The sequence below is a fragment of the Stenotrophomonas veracruzanensis genome, from assembly GCF_032911525.1.
Classification (GTDB): Bacteria; Pseudomonadota; Gammaproteobacteria; order Xanthomonadales; family Xanthomonadaceae; genus Stenotrophomonas; species Stenotrophomonas africana.
This window is the reverse complement of the sequence record NZ_JAWJTI010000003.1, coordinates 138,552-160,878: the sequence shown is the minus strand read 5'-3', so window position 1 is coordinate 160,878 and position 22,327 is coordinate 138,552. Positions and strand designations below refer to the sequence as shown.

Annotated in this window: 27 protein-coding genes; 8 read left to right on the top strand and 19 right to left on the bottom strand. The window is 66.1% G+C overall.

Annotated elements, in window-relative coordinates; all coding sequences use genetic code 11:
* Positions 1–12 precede the first annotated feature (12 nt).
* Both ligD and R1H25_RS04085 read right to left on the bottom strand, forming a co-directional pair.
* Positions 13–2,559, bottom strand: coding sequence for a DNA ligase D (gene ligD, locus R1H25_RS04090; protein WP_317222808.1), 2,547 nt, complete (start codon positions 2,557–2,559; stop codon positions 13–15).
* Positions 2,560–2,572: 13 nt separating this feature from the next.
* On the bottom strand, positions 2,573–2,749 hold the full coding sequence (locus R1H25_RS04085; protein ID WP_317222807.1) for a DUF3606 domain-containing protein: 177 nt from the start codon (positions 2,747–2,749) through the stop codon (positions 2,573–2,575).
* 250 nt (positions 2,750–2,999) lie between these two features.
* Here R1H25_RS04085 and R1H25_RS04080 point away from each other — a divergent pair, with 250 nt between their 5' ends.
* On the top strand, positions 3,000–3,497 hold the full coding sequence (locus R1H25_RS04080; protein ID WP_005409691.1) for a ferritin-like domain-containing protein: 498 nt from the start codon (positions 3,000–3,002) through the stop codon (positions 3,495–3,497).
* 39 nt (positions 3,498–3,536) lie between these two features.
* Here the strand turns inward: R1H25_RS04080 and R1H25_RS04075 are convergent, their stop codons facing one another.
* Genes R1H25_RS04075 through R1H25_RS04065 form a run of 3 tightly spaced genes read right to left on the bottom strand, consistent with a single transcriptional unit; the run spans position 3,537 to position 5,495 of the window.
* Entirely contained in the window at positions 3,537–4,271 is a 735-nt protein-coding gene (locus R1H25_RS04075) for a DNA-formamidopyrimidine glycosylase family protein (RefSeq protein ID WP_317222806.1), read from the bottom strand.
* Complete coding sequence (locus R1H25_RS04070; RefSeq protein ID WP_317222805.1) at positions 4,264–5,031, bottom strand: DUF72 domain-containing protein; 768 nt, start codon at positions 5,029–5,031, stop codon at positions 4,264–4,266. Before R1H25_RS04070 ends, R1H25_RS04075 begins: the two co-directional genes overlap by 8 nt.
* The gene (locus tag R1H25_RS04065) at positions 5,028–5,495 is read right to left on the bottom strand and encodes a BLUF domain-containing protein (protein WP_317222804.1); all 468 of its coding nucleotides are present in this window, start codon (positions 5,493–5,495) and stop codon (positions 5,028–5,030) included. Before R1H25_RS04065 ends, R1H25_RS04070 begins: the two co-directional genes overlap by 4 nt.
* 303 nt (positions 5,496–5,798) lie before the next feature.
* Between R1H25_RS04065 and R1H25_RS04060 the strand changes: the two genes are divergently transcribed.
* A complete protein-coding gene (locus R1H25_RS04060; RefSeq protein WP_317222803.1) occupies positions 5,799–6,104 on the top strand; it encodes a KGG domain-containing protein in 306 nt (101 codons plus the stop codon).
* Positions 6,105–6,225: 121 nt separating this feature from the next.
* Here R1H25_RS04060 and R1H25_RS04055 read toward each other — a convergent pair whose 3' ends face one another.
* From R1H25_RS04055 to R1H25_RS04045, 3 genes are all read right to left on the bottom strand, one after another.
* On the bottom strand, positions 6,226–7,134 hold the full coding sequence (locus tag R1H25_RS04055; RefSeq protein WP_317222802.1) for a manganese catalase family protein: 909 nt from the start codon (positions 7,132–7,134) through the stop codon (positions 6,226–6,228).
* A 36-nt stretch (positions 7,135–7,170) separates the two neighbouring features.
* The gene (locus R1H25_RS04050) at positions 7,171–7,692 is read right to left on the bottom strand and encodes a ferritin-like domain-containing protein (RefSeq protein WP_317222801.1); all 522 of its coding nucleotides are present in this window, start codon (positions 7,690–7,692) and stop codon (positions 7,171–7,173) included.
* A gap of 159 nt (positions 7,693–7,851) precedes the next feature.
* Positions 7,852–8,202: a hypothetical protein gene (locus R1H25_RS04045; protein WP_317222800.1), complete on the bottom strand. Its 351-nt coding sequence runs from the start codon at positions 8,200–8,202 to the stop codon at positions 7,852–7,854.
* A gap of 207 nt (positions 8,203–8,409) precedes the next feature.
* On the opposite strand from R1H25_RS04045, the gene R1H25_RS04040 reads away from it, so the two are divergent.
* Positions 8,410–8,802 (top strand): response regulator, encoded by a 393-nt coding sequence (locus R1H25_RS04040; protein ID WP_317222799.1) that lies wholly within the window; start codon positions 8,410–8,412, stop codon positions 8,800–8,802.
* A gap of 374 nt (positions 8,803–9,176) precedes the next feature.
* Here R1H25_RS04040 and R1H25_RS04035 read toward each other — a convergent pair whose 3' ends face one another.
* The 7 genes from R1H25_RS04035 to R1H25_RS04005 all read right to left on the bottom strand — a co-directional run bounded on the left by R1H25_RS04035 (position 9,177) and on the right by R1H25_RS04005 (position 14,465).
* Positions 9,177–9,605: a BLUF domain-containing protein gene (locus tag R1H25_RS04035; protein WP_317222798.1), complete on the bottom strand. Its 429-nt coding sequence runs from the start codon at positions 9,603–9,605 to the stop codon at positions 9,177–9,179.
* An 83-nt stretch (positions 9,606–9,688) separates the two neighbouring features.
* Positions 9,689–10,414 carry a glycosyltransferase gene (locus tag R1H25_RS04030; RefSeq protein WP_317222797.1) on the bottom strand — a complete coding sequence of 242 codons (726 nt, stop codon included), beginning with the start codon at positions 10,412–10,414 and terminating at the stop codon, positions 9,689–9,691.
* Positions 10,411–10,998 carry an SAM-dependent methyltransferase gene (locus R1H25_RS04025; protein ID WP_317222796.1) on the bottom strand — a complete coding sequence of 196 codons (588 nt, stop codon included), beginning with the start codon at positions 10,996–10,998 and terminating at the stop codon, positions 10,411–10,413. Before R1H25_RS04025 ends, R1H25_RS04030 begins: the two co-directional genes overlap by 4 nt.
* Positions 10,995–11,753, bottom strand: a complete 759-nt coding sequence (locus R1H25_RS04020; protein ID WP_088479224.1) for a PIG-L deacetylase family protein — start codon at positions 11,751–11,753, stop codon at positions 10,995–10,997. The genes R1H25_RS04025 and R1H25_RS04020 overlap by 4 nt, the downstream gene beginning before the upstream one ends.
* A complete protein-coding gene (locus R1H25_RS04015) occupies positions 11,741–12,682 on the bottom strand; it encodes an acyl-CoA dehydrogenase (RefSeq protein ID WP_317222795.1) in 942 nt (313 codons plus the stop codon). The genes R1H25_RS04020 and R1H25_RS04015 overlap by 13 nt, the downstream gene beginning before the upstream one ends.
* Before the next feature lie 102 nt (positions 12,683–12,784).
* Positions 12,785–13,291 carry a hypothetical protein gene (locus R1H25_RS04010; RefSeq protein ID WP_317222794.1) on the bottom strand — a complete coding sequence of 169 codons (507 nt, stop codon included), beginning with the start codon at positions 13,289–13,291 and terminating at the stop codon, positions 12,785–12,787.
* A gap of 10 nt (positions 13,292–13,301) precedes the next feature.
* Positions 13,302–14,465, bottom strand: a complete 1,164-nt coding sequence (locus tag R1H25_RS04005) for a zinc-dependent alcohol dehydrogenase (RefSeq protein WP_317222905.1) — start codon at positions 14,463–14,465, stop codon at positions 13,302–13,304.
* 148 nt (positions 14,466–14,613) lie between these two features.
* Here R1H25_RS04005 and R1H25_RS04000 point away from each other — a divergent pair, with 148 nt between their 5' ends.
* From R1H25_RS04000 to R1H25_RS03990, 3 genes are all read left to right on the top strand, one after another.
* The gene (locus tag R1H25_RS04000) at positions 14,614–14,802 is read left to right on the top strand and encodes a hypothetical protein (protein WP_049447931.1); all 189 of its coding nucleotides are present in this window, start codon (positions 14,614–14,616) and stop codon (positions 14,800–14,802) included.
* 100 nt (positions 14,803–14,902) lie between these two features.
* Positions 14,903–15,541 carry a DUF6766 family protein gene (locus R1H25_RS03995; protein ID WP_088479226.1) on the top strand — a complete coding sequence of 213 codons (639 nt, stop codon included), beginning with the start codon at positions 14,903–14,905 and terminating at the stop codon, positions 15,539–15,541.
* Positions 15,542–15,544: 3 nt separating this feature from the next.
* Positions 15,545–16,114, top strand: coding sequence for a cysteine hydrolase family protein (locus tag R1H25_RS03990; RefSeq protein ID WP_154349101.1), 570 nt, complete (start codon positions 15,545–15,547; stop codon positions 16,112–16,114).
* Positions 16,115–16,121: 7 nt separating this feature from the next.
* Here R1H25_RS03990 and R1H25_RS03985 read toward each other — a convergent pair whose 3' ends face one another.
* The 4 genes from R1H25_RS03985 to R1H25_RS03970 all read right to left on the bottom strand — a co-directional run bounded on the left by R1H25_RS03985 (position 16,122) and on the right by R1H25_RS03970 (position 18,648).
* Positions 16,122–16,355: a hypothetical protein gene (locus R1H25_RS03985; protein ID WP_080354906.1), complete on the bottom strand. Its 234-nt coding sequence runs from the start codon at positions 16,353–16,355 to the stop codon at positions 16,122–16,124.
* Between the two features lie 122 nt (positions 16,356–16,477).
* Positions 16,478–16,924, bottom strand: coding sequence for a Rap1a/Tai family immunity protein (locus R1H25_RS03980; RefSeq protein WP_317222793.1), 447 nt, complete (start codon positions 16,922–16,924; stop codon positions 16,478–16,480).
* 19 nt (positions 16,925–16,943) lie between these two features.
* Positions 16,944–17,573: a hypothetical protein gene (locus R1H25_RS03975; RefSeq protein ID WP_317222792.1), complete on the bottom strand. Its 630-nt coding sequence runs from the start codon at positions 17,571–17,573 to the stop codon at positions 16,944–16,946.
* 91 nt (positions 17,574–17,664) lie between these two features.
* Positions 17,665–18,648 (bottom strand): LacI family DNA-binding transcriptional regulator, encoded by a 984-nt coding sequence (locus tag R1H25_RS03970; protein WP_049447927.1) that lies wholly within the window; start codon positions 18,646–18,648, stop codon positions 17,665–17,667.
* A gap of 155 nt (positions 18,649–18,803) precedes the next feature.
* Here R1H25_RS03970 and ptsP point away from each other — a divergent pair, with 155 nt between their 5' ends.
* The gene (ptsP, locus tag R1H25_RS03965) at positions 18,804–21,314 is read left to right on the top strand and encodes a phosphoenolpyruvate--protein phosphotransferase (protein WP_317222791.1); all 2,511 of its coding nucleotides are present in this window, start codon (positions 18,804–18,806) and stop codon (positions 21,312–21,314) included.
* Entirely contained in the window at positions 21,311–22,267 is a 957-nt protein-coding gene (locus R1H25_RS03960; protein ID WP_317222790.1) for a 1-phosphofructokinase family hexose kinase, read from the top strand. The genes ptsP and R1H25_RS03960 overlap by 4 nt, the downstream gene beginning before the upstream one ends.
* Positions 22,268–22,327: the final 60 nt, after the last annotated feature.

Genomic DNA, 22,327 nt, shown 5'->3' with positions numbered 1-22,327 from the left:
CGCGGGCGGGGACTACCGGTCCGCCTGCGCCCATCGGGCGAGATTCTGCTTCACTTTCGCGATGCCAGCCCAAGGGTCGTTGCGGCGCCGTTTGAGCTTTGCGGGTACGTCCTTGATCGTGAACGCGTCTGCGCGCTTGAGTTTCGCCAGATCGTCCCAGGCGATCGGCAGCGCGGCCGGTGCCCCCGGCCTCGCCCGCAGCGAGTAGGACGCCACAGCCGTCGCACCGCGCCCGTTGCGCAGATAGTCTACGAAGATCCGCCTGTTGCGGAGGCTCTTGGTGGCGGTTGTCAGGAACCGCTGCGGTTCGGACTGTGCCAACGCATCGGCGAAACCCTTTGCAAAGCGCTTGGTCAGGTCCCAATCGCACCCCGGGTTGAGCGGCACGACCACGTGCAGGCCCTTACCGCCGGACACACGCAGGAACGATTCCAGCTCCAGCTGCGCCAGCAGTTTACGGATGTCGGTTGCCGCTTTCTTGACCTCGGCAAAGGGTATGTCTGGTCCTGGATCCAGATCGAACACCACCCGGTCGGCCTGGTCGGGCGCTTCGGCGTGGCTGCCCCAGGGATGGAATTCCAACGCGTTGAACTGCACCAGTTCAAGCAGACTGGCTGCGTCCCGCACCACCAGATAATGGGCGTTGATGCCGCTTTCCTCCTTCAGCTTTACCGAATCGACCAGCTCCAGCCCGGCGGTATGATGCTTCTGGAAGAAGCACGGTTTTGCGGTGCCCCCGGGGCATCGGATGACCGATAGCGGGCGATCAATTACCTCGGGCAGCAGGTGCTCCATCACTGCCGTGTAGTAATCCCACACGTCCTGCTTGGTGAACCCATCGCCGGGAAACAGAACCTTGCCCGGAGCGGACAGCACGGGTGGCGCGCGGTCCGCCGCCGGCGTCTTTCTCGCCCTGCGCCCGGGTCGCGAGGGTGCATGCGTGCCACCCGCAGCCGGGGTGCTTCCAGCGCGATCGGAATCTGCGAGATCGGCGATGTCCTTGTCCGCCCGCACCGCCTTCAGCGACGCCTGGCGCAACAGTTGCTGCCCACCGATTCCGCGGTAGAAGACCTCCACCACGAAACGCGGTTCGAACCAGATCGCGGCGCGCAGATCGGTGTCCTGTGTGGGCACGTACGCGGTCGGCTTGCGGCCGCCGCCCTTGATGCGCTTGCTGATGTCGCCAATCAGTTCATCCGAGAACCCAGACCCGACGCGACCAGCGTAGAGCCAGCCGTGTTCCGGGTCTGGCCGCGCCAGCAGCAGCGAGCCGAACCCGGTGCGGCTGCCTTTCGGCGTGGTGTATCCGACCACCGCGAACTCGTCGCTGGCCAGCTGCTTCGTCTTGCGCCAGTCCTCGCTGCGGCCGCTGTGGTAGCTGCGATCGGCGCGCTTGGAAATGATGCCCTCGAAGTGTTGCTCACCGGCCAGACGATAGGCTTCGTTGCCATCCCCCTCTACATGCGAACTGAACGCCAGTGGGCTGCCCTGCCCTTCAAGCAGGGACTGCAGCAAGGCCTTGCGTTCCAGCAACGGCGCACCGGCGACGTCCACGCCATCAAGATGCAGCAGATCGAACAGTGCGTACGTCAGCACGCCTTGCCTCTCGCCGGAGAGCGTGGCCTGCAGGAGATTGAAGTCCTCCTTGGTGCCGGCGCCGGCGATCAGTTCGCCGTCCAGTGCTGCCGAGGTCAGACCCAGTGCCGCGATCGCGTCACGTATTTCAGGGAGCTTGTCAGTCCATTCGAGTGCATTCCGCGACCATAGCTGCACGTTGCCCTCAGCCACCGTGGCAAGGATGCGGTACCCATCCCATTTGATCTCATGCACCCACTGCCCACCCTGGGGCGGCGCTTCGCCCAGCTTGGCCAACTGCGGCTCGAACGGCCCGGAAGGCGCTGCGGCCTCTCTCGCCTTGCTGAGCGCCAGTGCCCTCTTCGCCCAGTTCTTTCGTCGGGTGCGCCTGGTAGGTACCGCCGTGAGTTTCTTCTTCGCGGTCTTTCCGGCCCCGGCACGCTTCAGGTCCTCCGGAGGTGCTACGGCGACATCTGCCAGCAGGTCGTCTGCCTCGATGTCGCTGGCAAATTCATCGTCGTCCTTGAACAGCAGCCACTGTGGCTGGCGCGCTGGCTTGCCGGATCGAACCAGATGCCATCCACCCTTGAGCTTGGTGCCGAAAAGCTCGAAGCGCAGATGACCCTTGGCGAGCTGGGCTTCCGGGTCGCCCTGCGTGGCCCACACACCGCGGTCGAACTGGGCAACATGCCCGCCGCCATACTGGCCTTTCGGGATTTCGCCTTCGAAGGTCGCGTAGTCGACAGGATGGTCCTCCACCTCCACCGCCATGCGTTTGACCTTCGGGTCGTAACTGGGACCCTTGGGCACGGCCCAGCTCTTCAGCGCATCGCCGACCTGCAGTCGGAAGTCATAGTGCCTGCGGCTGGCATGATGCAGCTGCACCACGAAAATGGCGCGCTGACCTTCAGGCAGCGCCCTGCCCGGCTCGGGTTCCTTCGTCTGGTCAAAACGACGCTTGCGGCGATACTCGACCAGGGACATGGCCAGCTCCGCGCTATTTGCCCAGATGCTTGCGGACAGCAACGGCCGTGGGCCCGACCGCCGCGACGGCCGCGCGAAGTTCTTCGGCGGACACGCCCAGCGTCGTGGTCCAGTACCGCAGCTCGTACTCTTCGTTGACGTTGATGCGATCCCGGTCCGGCCTGCCGGTGTTCTTCTTGTCGTCGCTCATGGGAGTCTCCATGTGTGATCGGGCGTGAGGTGACCGTACCGGCCGGTCCATGGGCGCCAAGCGATGCCGCTGTGAAGCCATGGCGAAGGCCTGGCAACATCGGGAAGCGGCTACACGGCGACAGACACCGCCTCGTGAAGGCGGCGCGCAGGGTTCGGGTTGACGTTCACATGCGTCCTTCACCTCGCCCCTGCCTGATTGCAACCGGACGAGACCTACTCTGGCGACTCCACTCACAGCGGAGCCCAGCATGGCTATCAAAACAGCGGAAGACCTGTTCATCCATGAACTCTCGGATATCTACAGCGCCGAAAAGCAGCTGACCAAGGCCCTCCCGCGCCTGGCCCGTGCGGCCGAGAACCCTGACCTTGCCACCGCGTTTGAAACGCACCTGGAAGAAACCCAGGGCCAGATCGAGCGCATCGACCAGGTGGTGGAGGTTCTTGGCATCCGGCTGAAGCGCATCAAGTGCGCCGCGATGGAAGGTCTGGTCGAGGAAGGCAAGGAGGTGATCGACAGCATCGACAAGGGGCCGGTGCGTGATGCTGCCTTGATCGGTGGCGCGCAGAAGGTCGAGCATTATGAAATTGCCTCCTATGGAACCATCGCCGCGCTGGCCAAGCAGCTGGGCTACAAGGATGCCTTGCCGTTGCTGCTGGAGACGCTGGAGGAAGAAAAGGCGACCGACGAGAAACTGACCCTGTTGGCCAAGGGCGGCGGCAATGCGAAGGCCGCGCAGGCCGCCTGAGCCGCATCGCATGCAACCCGGCCGCCACGGAAGGCGGTGTCAGGGTTGGTACAGCACCTGGTCGTTCGGGCAGAAGAACGTGCGCCGCCGGGTCGTACCCATGTACAGCTTGCTGATCGGCCCGCCACACAGCGGGCACACTTTGCGCGTGTGCACCTGCCAGTGCTTCTTCAACTCGAAGCGTCGTTTCCACTCCAGGAAGTCGAAGCTGTAGGCACGGGCCTGGGTGATCAGGGCGGTGAGCTTGCGCGGCGGAAGGTCGCCCAGTTGCGTGGCCGGATGCACGCCGATCCGGAACAGCACCTCATTCTTGATGATATTGCCGACGCCGGCGAAGAGGGTCTGGTCCAGAAGCGCGTCACAGACCAGGGTGTCCGGCAGCGCCTTAAGCTTGCGGCGGGCCAGCTTCGCATCCCAGGCATCGTTCATCACGTCCACCCGCCAGTCGTAGACGTCGTCCAACGGCTCGTCGATCAACCGCACCGAACACGCATAGAAGTTCAACTCTCCGTTGTCGAATGCCAGCGAGACCCGGGCAGGGGCCGGCTTCCGTTCGTCGATGCGCCAGCTGCCGAACATCATCAGATGGATGCGCAGCGTGTGGTGACTGAACTCCAGCAGAAAGTGCTTGCCCCAGCTGCGGACCGCCTTGACCCTGCGACCCTGCAGTGGCGACAGGTCCATGCGGCTGTTGCCGGAGACGCCGCGTACGACGTGACCCTTGAAGTGGCTCGCGGCTTCGCGCAGCAGGACAATGGACGGGCCCTCAGGCATGCGCGTTCTCCTGCAGCAGTGCCTGCAGATGCAGCGCGTTGCCGGTCGCGTGGCCCAGCGCGGTGTTGTCCAGTACGCACCAGGCACGGCGTTGCGCGGCGGCTTCATGCTGCAGGTGCTGGGCCAGCCCCGCCAGCGCCTGCTCGCTGTAGGCGCTGCGATAGATCTGCGGCTGCCCGTGCCAGCGCCAGTAGCTCCACGTGCGGTCACCGCCCGGAAGCGCGGCGGCGGGTACCCGGGCCGGGTCAGCGGCGACCCGTGCGATACCGTGGTCGCTCAGCAGGGCATCCACGTCCGCAGTGAACCACGAGGGGTGGCGCGGTTCGCAGGCGACATCAAGCGAGGTGCGCGCGCGCAGGCCGTGCAGGAATTCCGCCACGGTCGCCGGATCGTACGCAAGACTCGGCGGCAGCTGAAGCAGTAGTGGGCCCACCCTGTCACCCAGGGCCATCACGCCACCGAGGAACTGATCCAGCGGTTGCATCGCATCGCGCAGCCGGCGGTCATGGCTGATCGCACGCGGGAGTTTCACTGCGAAGCGGAAGTCCTCAGGCACGCTGGCCGCCCACCGGGCGTAGGTACCCGCCTGATGGGGGCGGTAGAACGAGGAATTGATCTCAACCATGTGCAGCCGAGTGGCATAGCGTTGCAGCACGCTGTCACCTGCGCCGAATGTCGCCTGCGCTGCCCGTGACAGCGACCAGCCTGCGCAGCCGACGCGCACCTGGCCCGGCGTGCCCTGGGAGTCGGCTGCGTTCACCGTGCCACCGGTCCGTCCTGTTCCAGCAACCGGCCCTCGCCGGGGCCTGGAGGCGACTGCGCCGCCGATTGCAGTCGATCAAGCGCGCTGGTGCCAGAGGCAAGTGCGGAGGCGCTGCGCACGAAGCCCGTCCAGTCGGAGATCGCGATCTTTCCCAGCGCGAGCTCATCCACCCGCACGCTGTGCATGCGCCAGCGCGGGAACTGCCGCCGCCCCACCCTGCCCCGGTTGAGTTCGACCAGGCCGCTGTGGCTGCCCGCCGCCAGGATGCGGGTGTACGCCGCGCTGACGCCGGTCTCCGGACCTTCGATGTATTGCAGGAAGCGAGTGCCGTCGAACAGGAGTACGCCGGTCACATCAACGGACCCGTTGAACAGCATCGCGTCCGCAACAAGCTGCTGCAGCCGCTCCGCAGGCAGGTTCCGGGTGGCTTCACTTACATATGCAATGGCACGAAGAGGCATGACAGCACCGGGTTGTTGCAGATGGCTCTACCTTAGCGATGCGGATCAAACGCGCGGTGACACCGGCGTGGAGGCGGCGTTGAACCTGGACGTGCCCCCGCCGCGCTGCGTTGACACCCGGCTCCAGCACCAGGGTCGGTATGCCGCGTCGCTCGCTGGTGGATTTGCTTTCGTGGAGAACGCATGAGGAAGCACGTGCCTGCGCATGACACCACGTTGGCGGGGGTGCCACCGCCGTCTAGCGGTGGATCTGGAAGATGGTCGCTGCCGTCAATCGGGCGGCTCACACCAAGGAGACCTTCCATGGCCAACCAGAACCAGGGCAACAGCAACCGCGGTTTCGCTTCGATGGACGAGGACAAGCAGCGCGAGATCGCCGCCAAGGGTGGACGTGCCGCGCACGAATCAGGCAACGCCCATGAATTCAGCTCGGAAGAAGCACGCGAAGCCGGCCGCAAGGGCGGCGAAGCGGTGAGCCAGGATCGCCAGCATATGGCGGACATCGGCCGCGAAGGCGGCCAGAACAGCCGCGGGGGTGGAAACCAGGGCGGCGGGCAGCAACAGCAGGAACGCGGCGGTGGCAACAAGCGCGGTGGCCAGCAGCGCTGATCGCGCCTGAAGCCAGATGCACCTCTTCGTGGGGGGACGTGATGTCCCCCCACTTTCGTACGCCTTGATGCTGATCAAGGGCTTCGCTGCTGGGGCGCCGCAGATGGGCGCCCCAGCCCTTTCAAGGCTCGCGTGGTGGCAGGTCCAGTGCTCCCGCGCCCGGGCCGGCCCCCAGCTCGGCCCCGGTGGCCGGCCGCGCTTCCGGGTCGGAGAGTGTACGCAGGGTCATGGCCTGCACCGCCGCTTGTTCGCGCGGGTCCAGGTCCACCGTGCCGCCGCCGTCGCCACCATCCACAGCGGTCTGTGCCTGGCGGTCGCTGACCCGCTCCCACAGCTCGCCGCTGTTCCAGCTGCCCTGCAGATCGTCCGCGCCGTCGCCCTGCGACATGTCCATGTACAGATCGGTGAACGCAGGGTCCCCCGGCAGCTTGCCCGGCGGGAAGTTGGGCTGGATGCTGTGCAGCGCCTTCTCGAATGACTTCATGTGGGCGATCTCGCGCGTCATCAGGAAGCGCAGCGCATCCTTGATGCCGGGGTCGTCGGTGACGTTGATCAGGCGCTCATACACCAGCTTGGCGCGCGCTTCGGCCGCGATGTTGGAGCGCAGATCGGCGGTAGGCTCCCCGATCGAATCGATGTAGGCCGCTGTCCACGGCACCCCGCTGGAATTGACCAGTGCCGGGCCGCCACCGTACAGGATCTGCTCGGTATGGCTGGTGCTGTTCTGCCCCAGCAGTCGCATATCCTCGGCCTCGGCAAGCCCTTCAGACTGAATGGCCTTCGGCCCGCGGTTGAGCATGGCGATGATGGTGCCGATGATCTCCAGGTGGCTGATCTCTTCGGTGGCGATATCCATCAGCAGGTCCTTGCGGCCGGGATCGCATTCGCCGAGTCCCTGGGTGAAGTAGCGCATGGCGGCGGCAAGCTCGCCCTGCGGGCCGCCGAATTGTTCAAGCATGAGGCTGGCGAGCTGCGGGTTGGATTCGCGCACGCGCACGGTGTACATCAGCTTCTTGTGGTGGAAGAACATGGGGCTGTCTCCTGTGTCTGGCAGGCGGGATCGGTATCAACGCTTGGCTTGGGCACCGGGCGTTTCGTCACGGTTGAGGAACGCGCCGACCAGGCTGTCCTGGTGCTCTTCCAGCCAACGCGCCATGGCGATCTCTTCCTGCAGGATCTGGCCGCACACGGCCGCGATATCCGGCGCGGCGGCACGCTCGGCCGCGATCACCAGCGCCCGGTAGGTGGCGATCTCGGTGTTTTCGAAGCCAAAGGAAATGCCGATGCTCTTGACCACCTCGTCTTCCATCATGGCGTTGCCGGCAGCGTGGATGGCTGCGGTCATGCTCGCGAACAGCCCCTTGGCGGTGGGCACACTTCCGCCAAGTGCTTCAATGCACTCGCGCAGGGAGGCGGCCTGCTGCTGCGTCGCCTGCACGTGTTGGCCGATACGTGCGGCAAGATGAGGATAGTTCTGGATGCGCGAAGCCATGGCCTTCATCATGGTCTCCGCTTCCTGCTCCATGGCGTAGGCGTCCTGCAGCCACTTCAGCAGGCGCTCGCTTCGGACGGTGTTCGGGTCTGCCATCACGGTCTCCGGTAGTGGGGCAACATGCCTCCGGAGACCATGGTGGCGACGCAGCGATCACTGCCTCGTCGGCGGGCGTGAGCCGCTGGGCGTGCGCGCTGCACCTGTTGCTGATGCCGTCATAACATCCGCTGTTGCGTGGCAACGCCTGCTGCGCACTCAGGCAGGCATCGCGCCGGACACGACTGCGGTGCCGGCGTCGCGCCGGGGGCTTGCCGCAGGCGCGCGCGTACGCGTGTCTGCGGAAGCCTTCAGCGCCTGGATCACCCGATGCTGCGCGCGGTGTGCGCCGCCTTCCACGCCTACGACGTAGACGAAACGGCCATCGAACTTGGCCTGCGCGCCCTGCAGCACGTCATCGTCCTGCAGGGCGCGCTTGAGCGACTTCATCCATGCCCGTTCGGGCGTGCTGTCCAGCTCCACCACGATTGCAGCGCCGCCGCAGTCCAGGGACATGCACTCCACGCGCAGTGCGCTGGGTGAGGCGGGATCGGTTGTGGATCGAGGCATGGCAGTGGCTCCAGTACGGGGGACGGCGGCAGTATCCATAGCGGCCGCCAAGGCGCCGTCAACAAACGCCGCAACGCTTTCCACGCTGCGTCGACGGCGTTGGCGGTCGAGGGCAGGCCGCTTCGCGCCGGGCTGACATGCCACACGCACGCCGTTGATGCGGCACAGCACACACTGCAGTTCCCAAGGCAACACAGGCATGCGCGCATGCAGACGGAAATGGGCCAGCGCAGGTGCAATCTGCTGCTGGTTGAAGACCAGCTCGACCTGGCTGCACTGATGGAGCAGGCGCTTGAAGACGGCGGCGGCCAGGTGACCCACGCCTACAGCGTGTTCGATGCGCTGGGACTGCTGGATACGCAACGGTTCGATGGTGCCGTGCTGGATGTGGAGCTTCGCGACGGCGTGGTCTTTCCCGTCGCCGACCGGCTGGCCGAACTCGGCATTCCCTACCTGTTCGTCTCTGCGGTCTACGACCAGCTGGTGCCGCTGCGCCACCGCCGCGCGACGTTCGTGGCCAAGCCGTTCCACATCGACCGGTTGCAGGAAGCGGTCCAGCAGGTGGTGGGAGACGTCTGCGCACCGCCGACCGCGCATTGAGACCCACCGCCGTGTCACCCCAGGTGCGGGGCCACCACCCGGCGCAGCTGGCGCAGGGCGCCACCGCGGGAGAGCCCACTCCAGTTGCCACGGGCCACGTTGCGGATGTCGGCAGGCTCGGTCCCGTCACGCCTGCTTCGATGTTGAAGCGGGCGGCGGCCCTGGCGAGGTCGTCCACATGGTCCACGGAAAGCCCCGGTATCGCCTCACTTGCGTAGGCGATTGCGCGGAGGGGCACGTTGAATCCTTCTGACGCAGGAAGTCTCCTGCCCTTCGATGATCCCGCCCTTGCTGTAGGGACGAATGAGGCGATTCACGATCCGCCTCGCCCCATCCTCTGCCCGGTAACACACTGCGGTAACAGGCATCGGGGCTCAGGCAACCTTCGCGTAGGGCTCGACGATCAGCAGCAGCTTGTCCATCGCCGTGGCATCGGCCTGTTCGGTTGCTGCCCGCTGGATGAAACTGGTCCAGTCGGCACAGGCGATCATGCGCAGCTCATCGGTGCTGACGGACAGGCAACGCATGGGCCAGAACGGCAGCCGCCGCTGGCCGACACGGCCCCGCGCCAGCTCGATCAGGTGGGTGTGACTGCTGGCACCGGTCACGCGGGAGAAGGCCACATCCAGTCCATCGGCGGGGCCTTCCATGTACTGCAGGAAGCGTTCCCCGTCGAACAGCAGGACCCCGGTCACTCCTGCGCCCCGATTGAAGCGGGCGGCATCCTCCATCAGCGCTTTCAGGCGCTCCAGCGAGAATCCACTGACGGCTTCGCTGACGTAGACGATCGCTCTGTTCGGCATGGTGCCACTCCTGCTCTCCCATCCCTTCACTCTAGGACGGGCGTCGTGGCCGAACTGTAAACATCAACCGGGTAGACGTCACACTATGCCCAATTCACCGCAGTTTTCACGGCGCTTCCACTTTCGTCCGCCCGCCGATCTGCTTCGCCGGCGGACGGCGCCCTACCCACTCCGGCCAGGTAGGCCGAGAATCCTCCGGTGGCCCGTCCTACCAGGCGGGCACTGGTCATGACGACGGGAGCGCCCGCCCACCTTACGTCTGCGCCGAGCCGTTGCAGCCTCCGCACCAGCGCAACATCCTCTCCACAGCGCAGGGGAGCAAATCCCCCGGCTGCCAGATAGGCCTGGGCGGAGACGCCGAGATTGGCACCGTGGATGCGTCCATGATCGTCGCCCCACTGCTGCCGTTGCTGGAACGCGCGTCGCAGGCGCCTTTCCGTCCTGGAGGTGGTCGCTATGTCCACCAGTCCGCAGAAGGCGTCGCACCGGCCCTCAAGCTGGGCAACCAACCACTCGGGAGGTACCTCACTGTCGGCATCGGTGCTCGCCAGCCATCTCGCACCGCGTCCGATCAGCTCAGCAGCGGCCGCTGCCCTGGCAACGCCGACGCAGCGTACCTCCAGGCGCACGGTATCAACCCGTTGCTGGCGGCAGATCGACTCGGTTGCATCAGAGCAGCTGTCCAGCGCAACCACCACCTGCACCGCTTCGCTGTGTAGAGCGGGATGCAGGGCTGCCCTTCGGATCGACTGGAGGCAGCGCTCGATGCTCGCTGCCTCGTTGTGGGCCGGCACCAGGATGCCGATCACCGCAGGCCCTCATCGCGGGCCAGCGACAGTGCGCGGCGTGTCCAGCCTTGCAGCACGAAGTCCGCGTCACGATAGTGGAAGGCTTCCTGCAGGCCGTGTCCAAGGCATCGATGCACGACTTCGGTGCGACTTGCGCGCCCCTGGAAAGAAGGCAGCCAATGGCAGGCAACCAGCAGTCCGTCATCGCGGAGGGCCTCATCGATACCGGCGCGCAGTTCATGCAGTGCGCTTACCCCCAGGTAGTAGCCCATCTCCCCGCAGACGATCAGGTCGAAGCGACCCGGCGGCCATTGCTCGGGATGGCTGGCGCAGTGGACCTGCACATGCGGCAGATGGGCGAGGTTGCGGCGGGCCCGGAACGCTGCGCGCGGGCTGATGTCGGTGGCCAGCAGGCGCTCGCAGCGGGCGGCCAAGGCTTCGGTCAGCACGCCGTTGGAGCATCCCAGCTCCCATCCACGATTGAACTGGCGCTGGCTCAGGCTGGCCAGCAGCAGCGCACGCTTGCGTTCTTCATACCATCGGCTGCGATAACCGAAGGGATCCTCCTGCTCATGCAATTCATCGAAGTACGGTTGCGCGCTCATGCCAGGAATACCTCGTAGTTCCGGAAGAATCGGGTCAGTACGTGCGCGGGCAGCACCGGCGGGCTGTTCAATTCGGGCACCTCGCCGGTCTGGGTCCGGAAGTGCGCGATGGCACTTCGTTTTGCGGCCGCCACTGCGGAAATGTCGACCAGCCTGGGAACCTCCCACGCCATATGAGCGCAGGCAGGGTCAAGCCAGTGCCAGCCCCACACCGGGTACTCCAGACGTCGGCAGCCCACTGCCCGAGAGGCACGGCAGGCAGCACGGCCTGCGGCCTCATGATCGGGATGCCCATCAAAGCGCCAGGGTGCCAACACCAGATCGCGCGGTTGCAGGTGCTGCTGCAGCCAATCTTCCAGGCCCTGTTCGTGCGCGCTGACCGCGCCGTCGGCGATGCCGAGATGGAAAATTGATCCCGCCCGGATACCGAGTTCGCCCAGTGCTGCGGCAAGCTCGGCGCGCCGTGCCGATCGCAGGCGCTCCGGCGTCCACCAGTGCTCGTCCGGATAGCACGCTTCGCCATCGGTCACTGCGACGACCCGTACCTCCATGCCCTGCCCCGCTGCGTGACGGAGCAGTCCACCACAGCCGAGGATCTCATCGTCCGGATGGGGTGCGACCACCACGATGCGGTCATGGCCGGCGCACAGGGCGGTGGCCGATGTGGCCGGTTGCTGCCAGAGCCAATGGCAGCGCAGCCATGCCTGCTCCTGCGTTCCTTCCCCCTGCAGGGGTGTCCTGGCTACAGCGCCCATGTCGACTCCTGGGCTGCACGCTGCCCACCCAGCCATTCCCAATCGCGATCAGCGTGGTTCTGGCGAAGGAACACGGTCAGGTCCGCACAGCGGCGGGCATGGGCATCTTCCAGGCACATGGGTGCCGGGCCCAGCGCCCTTCCCGCCAGATCCAGGACACGCGTCGCCGCGCGCTCGACCACACAGCGCACGCGCACTACGTCTTCGCGATGCGCTGATTCGGGCTCGGCATCGATGCGCGTTGCCAATTCGCGAAGCAGCGCCGCCGCCGGGCCCAAGGCGAGGTCCACTTCACCCAACAGTCGCGCGCGATTTCCCTCGGTGCAGGTTGGCCGCATGCGCTCGGCCAGGGCGGCCGCCGCGCCAAACCAGACTGCCGCGATGCCTGCCCCGCCGTGCCAGAAACCGGGGCGCTGCAGGTACTCATCGCGCGTTCCCAGAAGCGTCATCGGTGCACCGTCGAATCGCACCGTGGTGGACGGAACGCCGGCCATGCCGACGGCGGGCCAGGGCTCATCTGCAAGCGTGCGCCAATGCTCTGCCCCAACCTGGCACAGCCACACGCCCTGCGCGTTGCGGACCGTTACCAGTGCTGCATTTACCCATGCGCTGCCGGAGCACCAGGGTTTGTCGCCATGGAGCTGACCGTGGGCATCGAAGCGGAGTGTGTTGGCTGGACCTTCCGCGGCCCACACCGCCAGCAGCTGGCCTTCAGCAACGACGGGCGCGTTCAGTTCGGCAATGATCGCTTGGGCGTCGTAGTGCGCTTCAAGCACCTTGGCCAGGCAGAGATCGTCCGCCCCCCAGGCGGCCAGCGCCTGCCAGCGCTGCAGCGTGCGGCCACTTCCCGGCAATGGCAGGTCGGGAAGCTGGACCACCACCTGGCGAGCGCGGTTTTCCAGCGGGGAGGGCGACGTCACATGCTGCATGAAGGGGCCTGCAATGGAGAGACATGACGAACGTAGGCGGCAAGCGGTCACATCGCTGTCTCGGAGGCGTAGCCGGCGCATGAATTCTCTGCGCGATGATCCTCACGCGCTCGCCTGCCGGCGCTGCCGTCCTGCGCGGAGGCACTGCAGCAGCTCCCACGACCATGGCAGTACGACCGCGCCCAGCGCCGGCAGCAGGATGAGCCACCAGACCTCCGGCACTGCCGGCGCTACGGTGAGCGACCAACGCGGCTGGGCGTGCCAGGCGACCCAAGCCAGCAGAACCCACGGGGCAGCGTCGAGCACGCTGTGCACGTGCTGCTCTGCCGGGCTGATCCGGCGTCGCCCATCCGCGCTGACGGTATCGAAGTAGCCGGCGATTGCGTGCGCGATGACCAGCGCGGCCAGCAACGTGGCGAGCGACCACGTGTTTTCCAGCAGGAGCCAGGCCAGTACGCCGCTACCGATCAGGACAAGCTGGATCCCGTGCAATGCGCTTTCATCCATCCCCGAGGTGTGCGGCAGGTTGGTCCGTCGGTGAAAATGGAAGTCCAGCGAACCGGCCACCAACCACAGTGCGTACACCCCGGACATGACAATCGCGCTCATGGCAGCGTGCTCACGGTGTCAACACGATCTTGCGGCAATCGTCATTCTTGGCGTCAAACATCGCATACCCCTGCGCTGCATCAGCCAGGCGCATCCGGTGCGAGATGATGTCACCCGGGTCCAGCTTTCCTTCCATGGTTGCGTCGAGAAGCTCCGGCATCAGTCCCTGCACGTGGGTCTGCCCCATCTTGAACGTGAGCCCCTTGTCGAACGCATCACCCAGAAGAAACCCATGGATGAAGCCGGCGTAGACCCCCGGGATGCTGACCACGCCGCCGCGGCGTGCTGCCGCGATGCATTGCCGGATCGCAACGCCGCTGCTTCCCTCCAGCTTCACGGCGGTCAACGCTGACTCCAGCGCACTGCCCTCGGCCTCGAAGCCCACGGCCTCGATGCACGCATCCACGCCCCGGCCACTGGTCTGGGCAAGGATGTAATCGGCAGGGTCCTCGATCTCGCTGAAGTCGATCGGGGTTACAGCATAGGCACGGCGCGCATAATCCAGGCGGTAGCGCAGGTGGTCAACCATGAATATGGTCTCGGCCCCGAGCAACCGGCAGCAGGCGGCGCTCATCAGCCCTACCGGGCCCGCGCCGAAGATCGCAACTGTCGAGCCTGCCTTCACCCCTGCGTTCAGTGCGGCCTGGTAGCCCGTGGGCAGGATGTCGGAAAGGAACAGGACCTGCTCATCGGCCACACCCTCCGGGATGCGCAATGGACCCACGTTGGCCTTTGGCACGCGCACGAATTCGGCCTGGCCACCGGCCACGCCGCCATACAGATGGCTGTAACCGAACAACGCGGCCGGAGGCAGTATGCCCTTCTGGTTCAGTGCGGCGCCCTTGCCGGGATTGGTGGTTTCGCAGGCGGCGTACTCGGCCAGCCGGCAATGGAAGCACTCACCACAGGCGATCACGAAGGGAATCACTACACGATCGCCCGGCTTCACCTGGGTCACGCCGCTACCGACCTCTTCCACCACGCCCATGAATTCGTGACCGAGCACATCGCCATCGTGCAGATCAGGAATCTTGCCGCGATACAGGTGCAGGTCCGACCCACAGATGGCGGTGGCGGTCACCCGAAGGATCAGATCATCCTCCGCCGCCAACACCGGGTCCGGCACGGTCTCGACACGCACATCCTTGCGGCCGTGATAGGTCAACGCCTGCATCGTGCTTCTCCAGGAGATCGGGACGCCAGCATCGCAAGGCCGCCATCCCGCTTCAGTGACATCCCGGTGTGCGCGGCGTTCATTGTGCAGCGTCGTGGCGTTAACCCGGCCCGGTGCAGGCTTCAATCTCCCGCCGCAGGAGCTGCCCATGAATGACAAACTTCCCTTCAATCCCACCACGGACGTGGATGATCAGTCGAAGGCGCACACGCCGGACAAACGGCGCAACGATGCAGCCAAGTGGAAGGAGCACGACATGCCCGACGACGGCGACGGCCCCAAGGCCGTACCGGAGGACTACGAGCGCCCAGATCCCGATCCCACAGGGAAGCGTTGAGTCCGCCTCACATTCTGGATGCGCAGCAATCACGAGTCATGGTCCTCCGCCCGCGCAAGCTGCATGCGCGGTCTTTGGAACAGGCTGAATGAGGTGTTGCATGTGGAAACGCAACGGTCTCTCCCTGGTACTGGTTGCGCTCACGTTAGTGTTCATTGTCGGGCAGGCAGTTGCGGGGCATCACGTGCACAACGAGGAGTTGATGCAGCACGGGCGCGCGCCGATCGATCTCTGGCACTACCTTGCAACCGGGCACTTCGTCAGCGCCACGTTCGAGAACTGGGAGAGCGAATTCCTGCAGATGGGGATGTATGTTCTGCTGACGGTCAGCCTGCGCCAGCGTGGTTCGGCCGAATCTCGCCCCCTGAACCCTGCGCAGGAGCAGAATCGCATCGAGCCGGGTCCCACGCCCTGGCCGGTCAGGCGCGGTGGCCTGTGGAAGACGCTTTACGGTCATTCGCTGGCGATTGCCTTCGGGCTGCTGTTCCTGCTCAGCTTTGCGCTGCACGCATTGGGAAGCTGGCGCGCCGAGCAGGCAGAGCAGCAGTTGCAGGGCCTACCGGCGCCCGGCTTCCTGGAGCACCTGGGCAGCAGCACATTCTGGTTCGAATCGATGCAGAACTGGCAGAGCGAATTCCTGGCCGTGCTTTCCCTGGTAGTGCTGACGATCTTCCTGCGCCAGAAGGATTCACCGCAATCCAAACCGGTCGAGGCCCCACACGCCCAGACAGGAGATTGAGCCATGGCAGACGATCCATCGACGGCCCTGCTGATCATCGACATGTTCAGTCGTTTTGACTTTCCGGGCGCGCAGCAACTGGCGCCTGCGGCAGAGCGCGCGGCCCGGCAGATCCGACGCCTGAGGGATCACTTTGACGAACGCGGGTGGCCAGTCATCTACGCCAATGACAATTTCTCGGATTGGAAACGGGATTTCCGCCAGCAGGTGGAGCAGTGCCAGCGCGACGGAGGTCCGGCGGGGCGTATTGCCACAGTCCTCTCGCCCTTGCCCGATCACTACTTCGTGCTCAAGCCCAAGCACTCTGCTTTCCTGGCCAGCCCTTTGCCGATTCTGCTGGCCAAACTGGGAGTGCGCCGCCTTTGCCTGTCTGGCATGACCGCCGATTCGTGCGTCCTGGCTACCGCGTTGGACGCCAACGCCAGGGAATTCGACATCGTGGTGGCACCGGAGGTCGTGGCGGGGCTGCCTTCCCAGAAGCGGCGCGCACTGGCGCTGCTCGCCGGTTCGGGCGCAGCCCGGATCGCTCGGCTTCCTTCGCTGGTCTCTGGGAAGGAAGCAGGCGGGAGCTGAAGTCGGCTCAGGCCCGGTCGGCTATGCCCTGTACACCCGCATGACCGGCGCAATGTGCACAGCAGAAGATCTGGCCATTTCCTTCAACGCCGTGCCCGATAACCGCGCAATCGCAGTGTGCGCAGTGCGGTGCGAATGCGTGGATCGCACACTCGAACGAATCGAACGTGCCGCTGCGCCCGCCCTGCTGCAGGGTAAAGCTCTTGTCGTAGTTGTTGCCGCAGACATCACAGGTAGCCATGGGGCACCTCATGCTGTGGAAGGAACATGCAGTGTGGCAAGCGCGGATGTCGGCGGCTGTGAATGCACCGTGTCGCGAGGGTGTAGGACGTTCGCACCGTGGCCAAGTAGGCGCGGCCTGCTTCATTCGTCTTTGCCGGGCTCGGCACTGCTACCACGTGATGCGCCGCCGCCACAGGGAAATGCCGACCGCAGTCCTTCGGCAACCAGTGAAGACGCATCCCGCTGCAATCGCTCGCGGGGCAACTGCCGGAGATGGGAGGACACACGGTCGACCAGCTCATGCGGAAGAATCCTGCCTTGGCCACACCACTGGCCGTGGCTGGCATCGGCAACGCCCTGGATATAGGCGCTGGCGCGAGCGCTGGACAGGCTCCGGCACTGCTCGCCTTCGCAGAACCCATCAGCGCCTTTGCCCTGCAGCAGAGTGATGAGTTCGGCTCCGCTGACAAGCCAGGTGCGTGCCGGTTGCGTTGTTCCGGCGAGGGCGGATCCAGCCAGGGCGCAGAGGCCCAATGCGAGGAGCCGACGCATGCGGCGGCGCGCGTGGCGGGCGTGATGTCCGTTCATGTCGGGGTCCTGGGGTCGGTCAAAGTCGATCAAGCTGGTTGCGCGGATGAAACTCCGGGTCGTCATGGGCTTCCAGCATGGCCTCCACCAATGTATCGAAGGGCGCGGTGGCAGTATCCAGGTCCGTGGCAGGCAGGAAGCTGGATTCCCCTTGGCCGACCAGCGCAATCGCGGCGACGGTCTCCTGCTCACCGTCCTCGGCCCAGAGATAGTCGTGGATGAGCGCCACACCCGGGTCGCCTGCTTTCAGGAAGTCGGCGGCGCTCCGTGCCACAGCAAGAAACGCGATGAGATCGTAGAGGCTTTCCGAATATGTCAGCGATCCTGCAACAAAGTGCCTGCCGCTGCGGTCATAGGCGGCAACCCGGATGTTCTCCGCCTGTGCGGAGGAAAGGAAGGCCTTCAATGCGGCGCGATTGTCGGGGTAGCGGGCCAGCAGTGCCTGGCAGTCCGCAAGCAGCTGATCCAGCGCCTCGTCGCTTGATGAGGCCAGATATTGACCGTTACCCAGGCACCACTGCCCGGCGAGGCGTCGCCAGTCGGACCATCGGGATGCTGCGGGCACGGGCGCGGCCAGCCATCTGGAGAGATCTTCGGGGCACAACTGCAGGCGAAGCAGTGCTGAATAAGGCTCTGACAAGGCGATCATCCATTGTTTCTGCGTGTACAGCCCGCTTGTAACAGACAGCGGTTGGCCCGCCAACACCCGAACAGCGTTCTCACCGCGATCGGGCGTCGAGCTATCTCGCAGCCGTCGACCCTCTGACCACGCACCGGCCCGTCATCACAAGTCGGCGTACCGGCAGCTCCGGCGTGCGCAGGCGCTCAAGCAGCAGCGACATCGCGGCCCGCCCCATCTCCTCAACCGGCTGCTCGACCACGGTGATGCCCGGCACGACCAGCTCGGTCCACCGTTCGTTGTCAAAGCCGGCCAGTGCCAATGCGTCTGGAATCGCCAGCCCTGCACCGCGGGCGGCTTTCAATGCTCCCATCAACAGCAGGCTGTTGCTGGTGACCAGTGCTTCGGGACGTGAAGGCGTAGCGAGCCACTGCTCGACCGTCGCGATGGCGGCTTCGGCCGTGGGTTCAACCTCACGGTAGTCCGGCTCCAACCCATGCGTGCGCATCGCAGCGAGATAACCGTCACGACGCTCGGCCGCGGTGGTACTGGTGCTGCCGAACAAGCCGCTGATGCGGCGATAACCACGCTCGACCAGATGCTCGACCAGGGCGCCCATCGCTGCGGGATTGTCGAGCACCACGCTGTCGATCGACCCGCTGGGCGCGGCGCGGTCCACCAGTACCGTCGGAAAATCCAGCGCGAGCCGTTCCAGCCGCCCCACCGTGGTCCGGGTGGGTGCAAAGATCAGTCCACTGATGCGCTCCTCGTGCATCAACTGCAGATACAGCGCCTCGCGCTCAGGGTCTTCATCGGTGTTGCAGAGCGTGACGCGCAGGCCTTCGCGATAGGCGACCTCCTCCACCGCACGGATCAGCGCAGTGAAGAACGGGTTGCGGATGTCCGCCACGATCAACCCGATGATGCCGGTGTGGCGGGAGCGCAGCCGTCTTGCCTGCAGGTTCGGCCGATAGCCGGTCTGGCGGATCGCCACCTCGACCCGGCCGCGAACCTCTTCGCTGACCGGGCCGCCCCCGAGCACCCGCGACACCGTGGACTTGGATACCCCCGCCACACGCGCGACGTCATTGATGCTGATACTCATTGGAAACGTTCCCGAAAACGTACGCTGTTCATGGCCGGATGGCTGTACAGGACAATGCTAACGCCAAAGCGCTATTGGCTTTTTGTGCAGTGCACATTGAAATGTGCAGTGGGAACGTTCCCAATATGCCCTAGCCATCTCTCCCGGAGCCCGCTTTGTCGCCCCTGACCTCCCCTTCCCCCGTCAGCCGGGAACTGATCCGCCTGGACGCGCGGGCACAGGACAAGACCGATGCCATCGCCCAGGTGGCCCAGATGCTGGTCGCTGCCGGCTGCGTGGCGCCGGGCTACGAGGCCAGCATGGGACGCCGCGAAGCGCTGGCGAACACCTTCCTCGGCCATGGCGTGGCGATCCCGCATGGGCTCGGCGAGGACCGCCACCTGGTGCGCGGCGACGGCATTGCGGTGCTGCAGTTGCCGGAAGGCGTGGAATGGAACCCGGGCCAGGTCACCCGCCTGGTGGTTGGCATTGCCGCCCAGTCCGATACCCACATCACCCTGCTGCGCAGGCTGACCCGTCTGATCCAGGACGAGGCCGCGCTGCAGCGGTTGTTCACCACCCCCGATGCGAGCGACATCGTCAATGCGCTCGCCAGTGATGTCGCAGCCTCTGTCGCTCACGTGGCGGTGGCGGACCTGGCCGAGCACTTCGACTGGTCCATCGCTTACCCCAGCGGACTGCACGCGCGCCCGGCCACTCGCTGGGCTGAGACGGCGCGGGGTTTCACGGCCCGGGCCCAGGTGCGCGCGGGCGATCAGGCGGCCGATGCCAAGAGTCTGGTGGCGCTGCTGCAGCTCGGGCTTCGCGAGGGCGATGCCGTGCGTGTTTCGGCCGAAGGCGCCGATGCCCCCGCACTGCTGGCTGCACTACGCAAGACCATGGATGGGCTGGTGGCGCAGGAAAAGGCCGATGCGGAGCGTGCAGCACAGCGAAAGGCGGCGCCGGTCGCGGGCTGGAATCCGCCCGAAGCACAGGCTGCCATCGTCGGTATCGGCGCCAGCCCCGGGCTGGCCATCGGTCCGGTGCATGTACTGGCCAGCGCGCAGGCCGACGTTGCCGATCGCCCCGCCCCGCTCGGCGAGGGCGGTGCACGCCTGCAGGATGCACTCAGCCGCACCCGGCAGCAGCTGGCGGCCCTGCAGGACGACACCCAGCGCCGGCTCGGCGCCTCGGATGCAGCGATCTTCAAGGCCCACGCGGCCCTGCTGGACGACACCGACCTGATCACCCGCACCTGCCAGCTGATGGTCGAAGGCCATGGCGTCGCGTGGTCCTGGCACCAGGCCATCGAACAGATCGCCTCGGGCCTGGCGGCGCTGGGCAACCCGGTGCTGGCCGGCCGCGCTGCCGACCTGCGTGACGTTGGCCGCCGCGTACTGTCGCTGCTGGATCCTTCTGCCGCCGGTTGTGGCCTGTCCGACCTGCCCGGGCACCCGTGCATCCTGCTCGCGGCCGACCTGTCGCCATCAGATACGGCCCACCTGGACACCAACCGCGTGATTGGCCTGGCCACCGCGCAGGGCGGGCCGACCTCGCACACCGCCATCCTTTCGCGCACGCTCGGCCTGCCGGCGCTGGTTGCCGGTGGCGCCGAACTGCTGGCGATCCAGGCCGGCCGCGAGGCGATCATCGACGGCAGCAGCGGGCGGCTCTATCTGTCCCCTTCCGAGGCCGATCTTGCTTCGGCACGCGCCTGGATCGCCGAGCAGCAGAAGACCCGCGCACGCGAAGCGGCTCAACGCGCGCAGCCGGCGCAGACCACCGATGGCCATCGCATCGACATAGGCGCCAACGTGAACCTGCCCGACCAGGTGCCGCTGGCGCTTGAGCAGGGTGCGGAAGGTGTTGGCCTGATGCGCACCGAGTTCCTGTTCCTCGAGCGTGGCAGCACGCCCAGCGAAGATGAGCAGTACGCCACCTATCTGGCCATGGCCAAGGCGCTCGACGGCCGTCCGTTGATCGTCCGCGCGCTCGATATCGGTGGCGACAAGCAGGTCGCCCACCTTGAGCTGCCGCATGAGGAAAACCCGTTCCTGGGGGTGCGCGGCGCGCGCCTGCTGCTGCGCCGGCCGGACCTGCTGGAACCGCAGCTGCGTGCGCTGTACCGCGCGGCGAAAGGCGGCGAACGCCTGTCCATCATGTTCCCGATGATCACCTCGGTGAGCGAGCTGGTCGCTCTGCGCGCCATCTGCGAGCGCCTGCGCGCCGAACTCGAGGCACCCGATGTTCCGATCGGCATCATGATCGAAGTGCCGGCCGCTGCCGCGCAGAGCGATGTACTGGCCCGCCACGCTGACTTCTTCTCGATTGGTACCAATGACCTGACCCAGTACGTGCTGGCGATCGACCGCCAGAACCCGGAACTAGCGGCGGAGGCCGACAGCCTGCACCCGGCGGTGCTGCGCGCGATCCGCGCCACGGTCGATGGCGCGCGCCTGCATGGGCGCTGGGTGGGTGTCTGTGGCGGACTGGCCGGCGATCCGTTCGGCGCACTGTTGCTGGCCGGCCTGGGCGTGGACGAGCTGTCGATGACCCCGAACGACATCCCAGCCGTGAAGGCGCGGCTGCGTGGCAGCGCGCTGGCCGATCTGCAAGCGCTGGCTGCGACGGCGCTGGACTGCGAAACCGCCGAGCAGGTGCGCGCCCTCGACGGAGCCCGCGCATGAACGCCGGCGCCGTCACCATCACCCTCAACCCGGCGATCGACCAGACCGTGCGCCTGGCGCGCCTGCACCCGGGCCAGGTACACCGCGCCCGCAGCAGCCACGACGATGCGGGTGGCAAGGGCATCAACGTTGCCGCCTGCCTGTCCGACTGGGGGGTGCCGACAACGGCTCTGGGCGTGCTCGGCGACGGCAACGACGGCGTGTTCCGTGCGCTGTTCTCGGCGCGTGGCATCGCCGACGGTTGCCTGCGTGTTCCGGGCCGCACCCGCACCAACATCAAGCTGGTCGAAGAGGATGGCGGCGAGACCACCGACATCAACCTGCCCGGGCTGGCACTCGGCAACGCCGACCTGGACGCGGTGTCGCGCCGGCTCGCCGCCCTGCTGCAGCCGAACCTGCCGGTGGTGCTGTCCGGCAGCCTGCCGTCCGGGCTACCGGCCGACGCATGGGCGCGCTTGCAGGCACAGGCCGGCGCCGCCGGTGCGCGCGTGCTGCTGGACACCAGCGGCGACGCACTTGGGGCTGCATTGAGCGGCGCACAAGGCGCACTTCCCTACGCGGCCAAGCCCAATCGCCACGAACTGGAGGCCTGGACCGGCACGCCGTTGCCGGATCGAAACGCCCTGCAGGCGGCGGGCGTGGCCCTGGTCGAACGCGGGGTCGCGCTCGTAGCGATCTCGATGGGCATCGACGGCGCGCTGTTCATTGATCGCGGCGGCGCGCTGGTCGCGCGACCAGCGCATTTGGCGCAGGGCAGTACGGTCGGTGCGGGCGACGCCATGGTGGCCGGCATCGCCGCCGCACTGCTGGAGCCCTCCTTCGATCTGGCCGGCTGTGCACGATTGGCCACGGCGTTCTCGATGAGCCGCCTGGAAAGCGGTGACGCGCGACGGCTGGATCCGGCGCAGGTGCGCCAGTGGACCGGCGACGTATTGATCGAGCGGTTGGATTGAGACGACTGCAGGAGGCGCTGTTGCTGGCTTCGAGCAGCGCACAGTGCCTCCTGCAAGGAC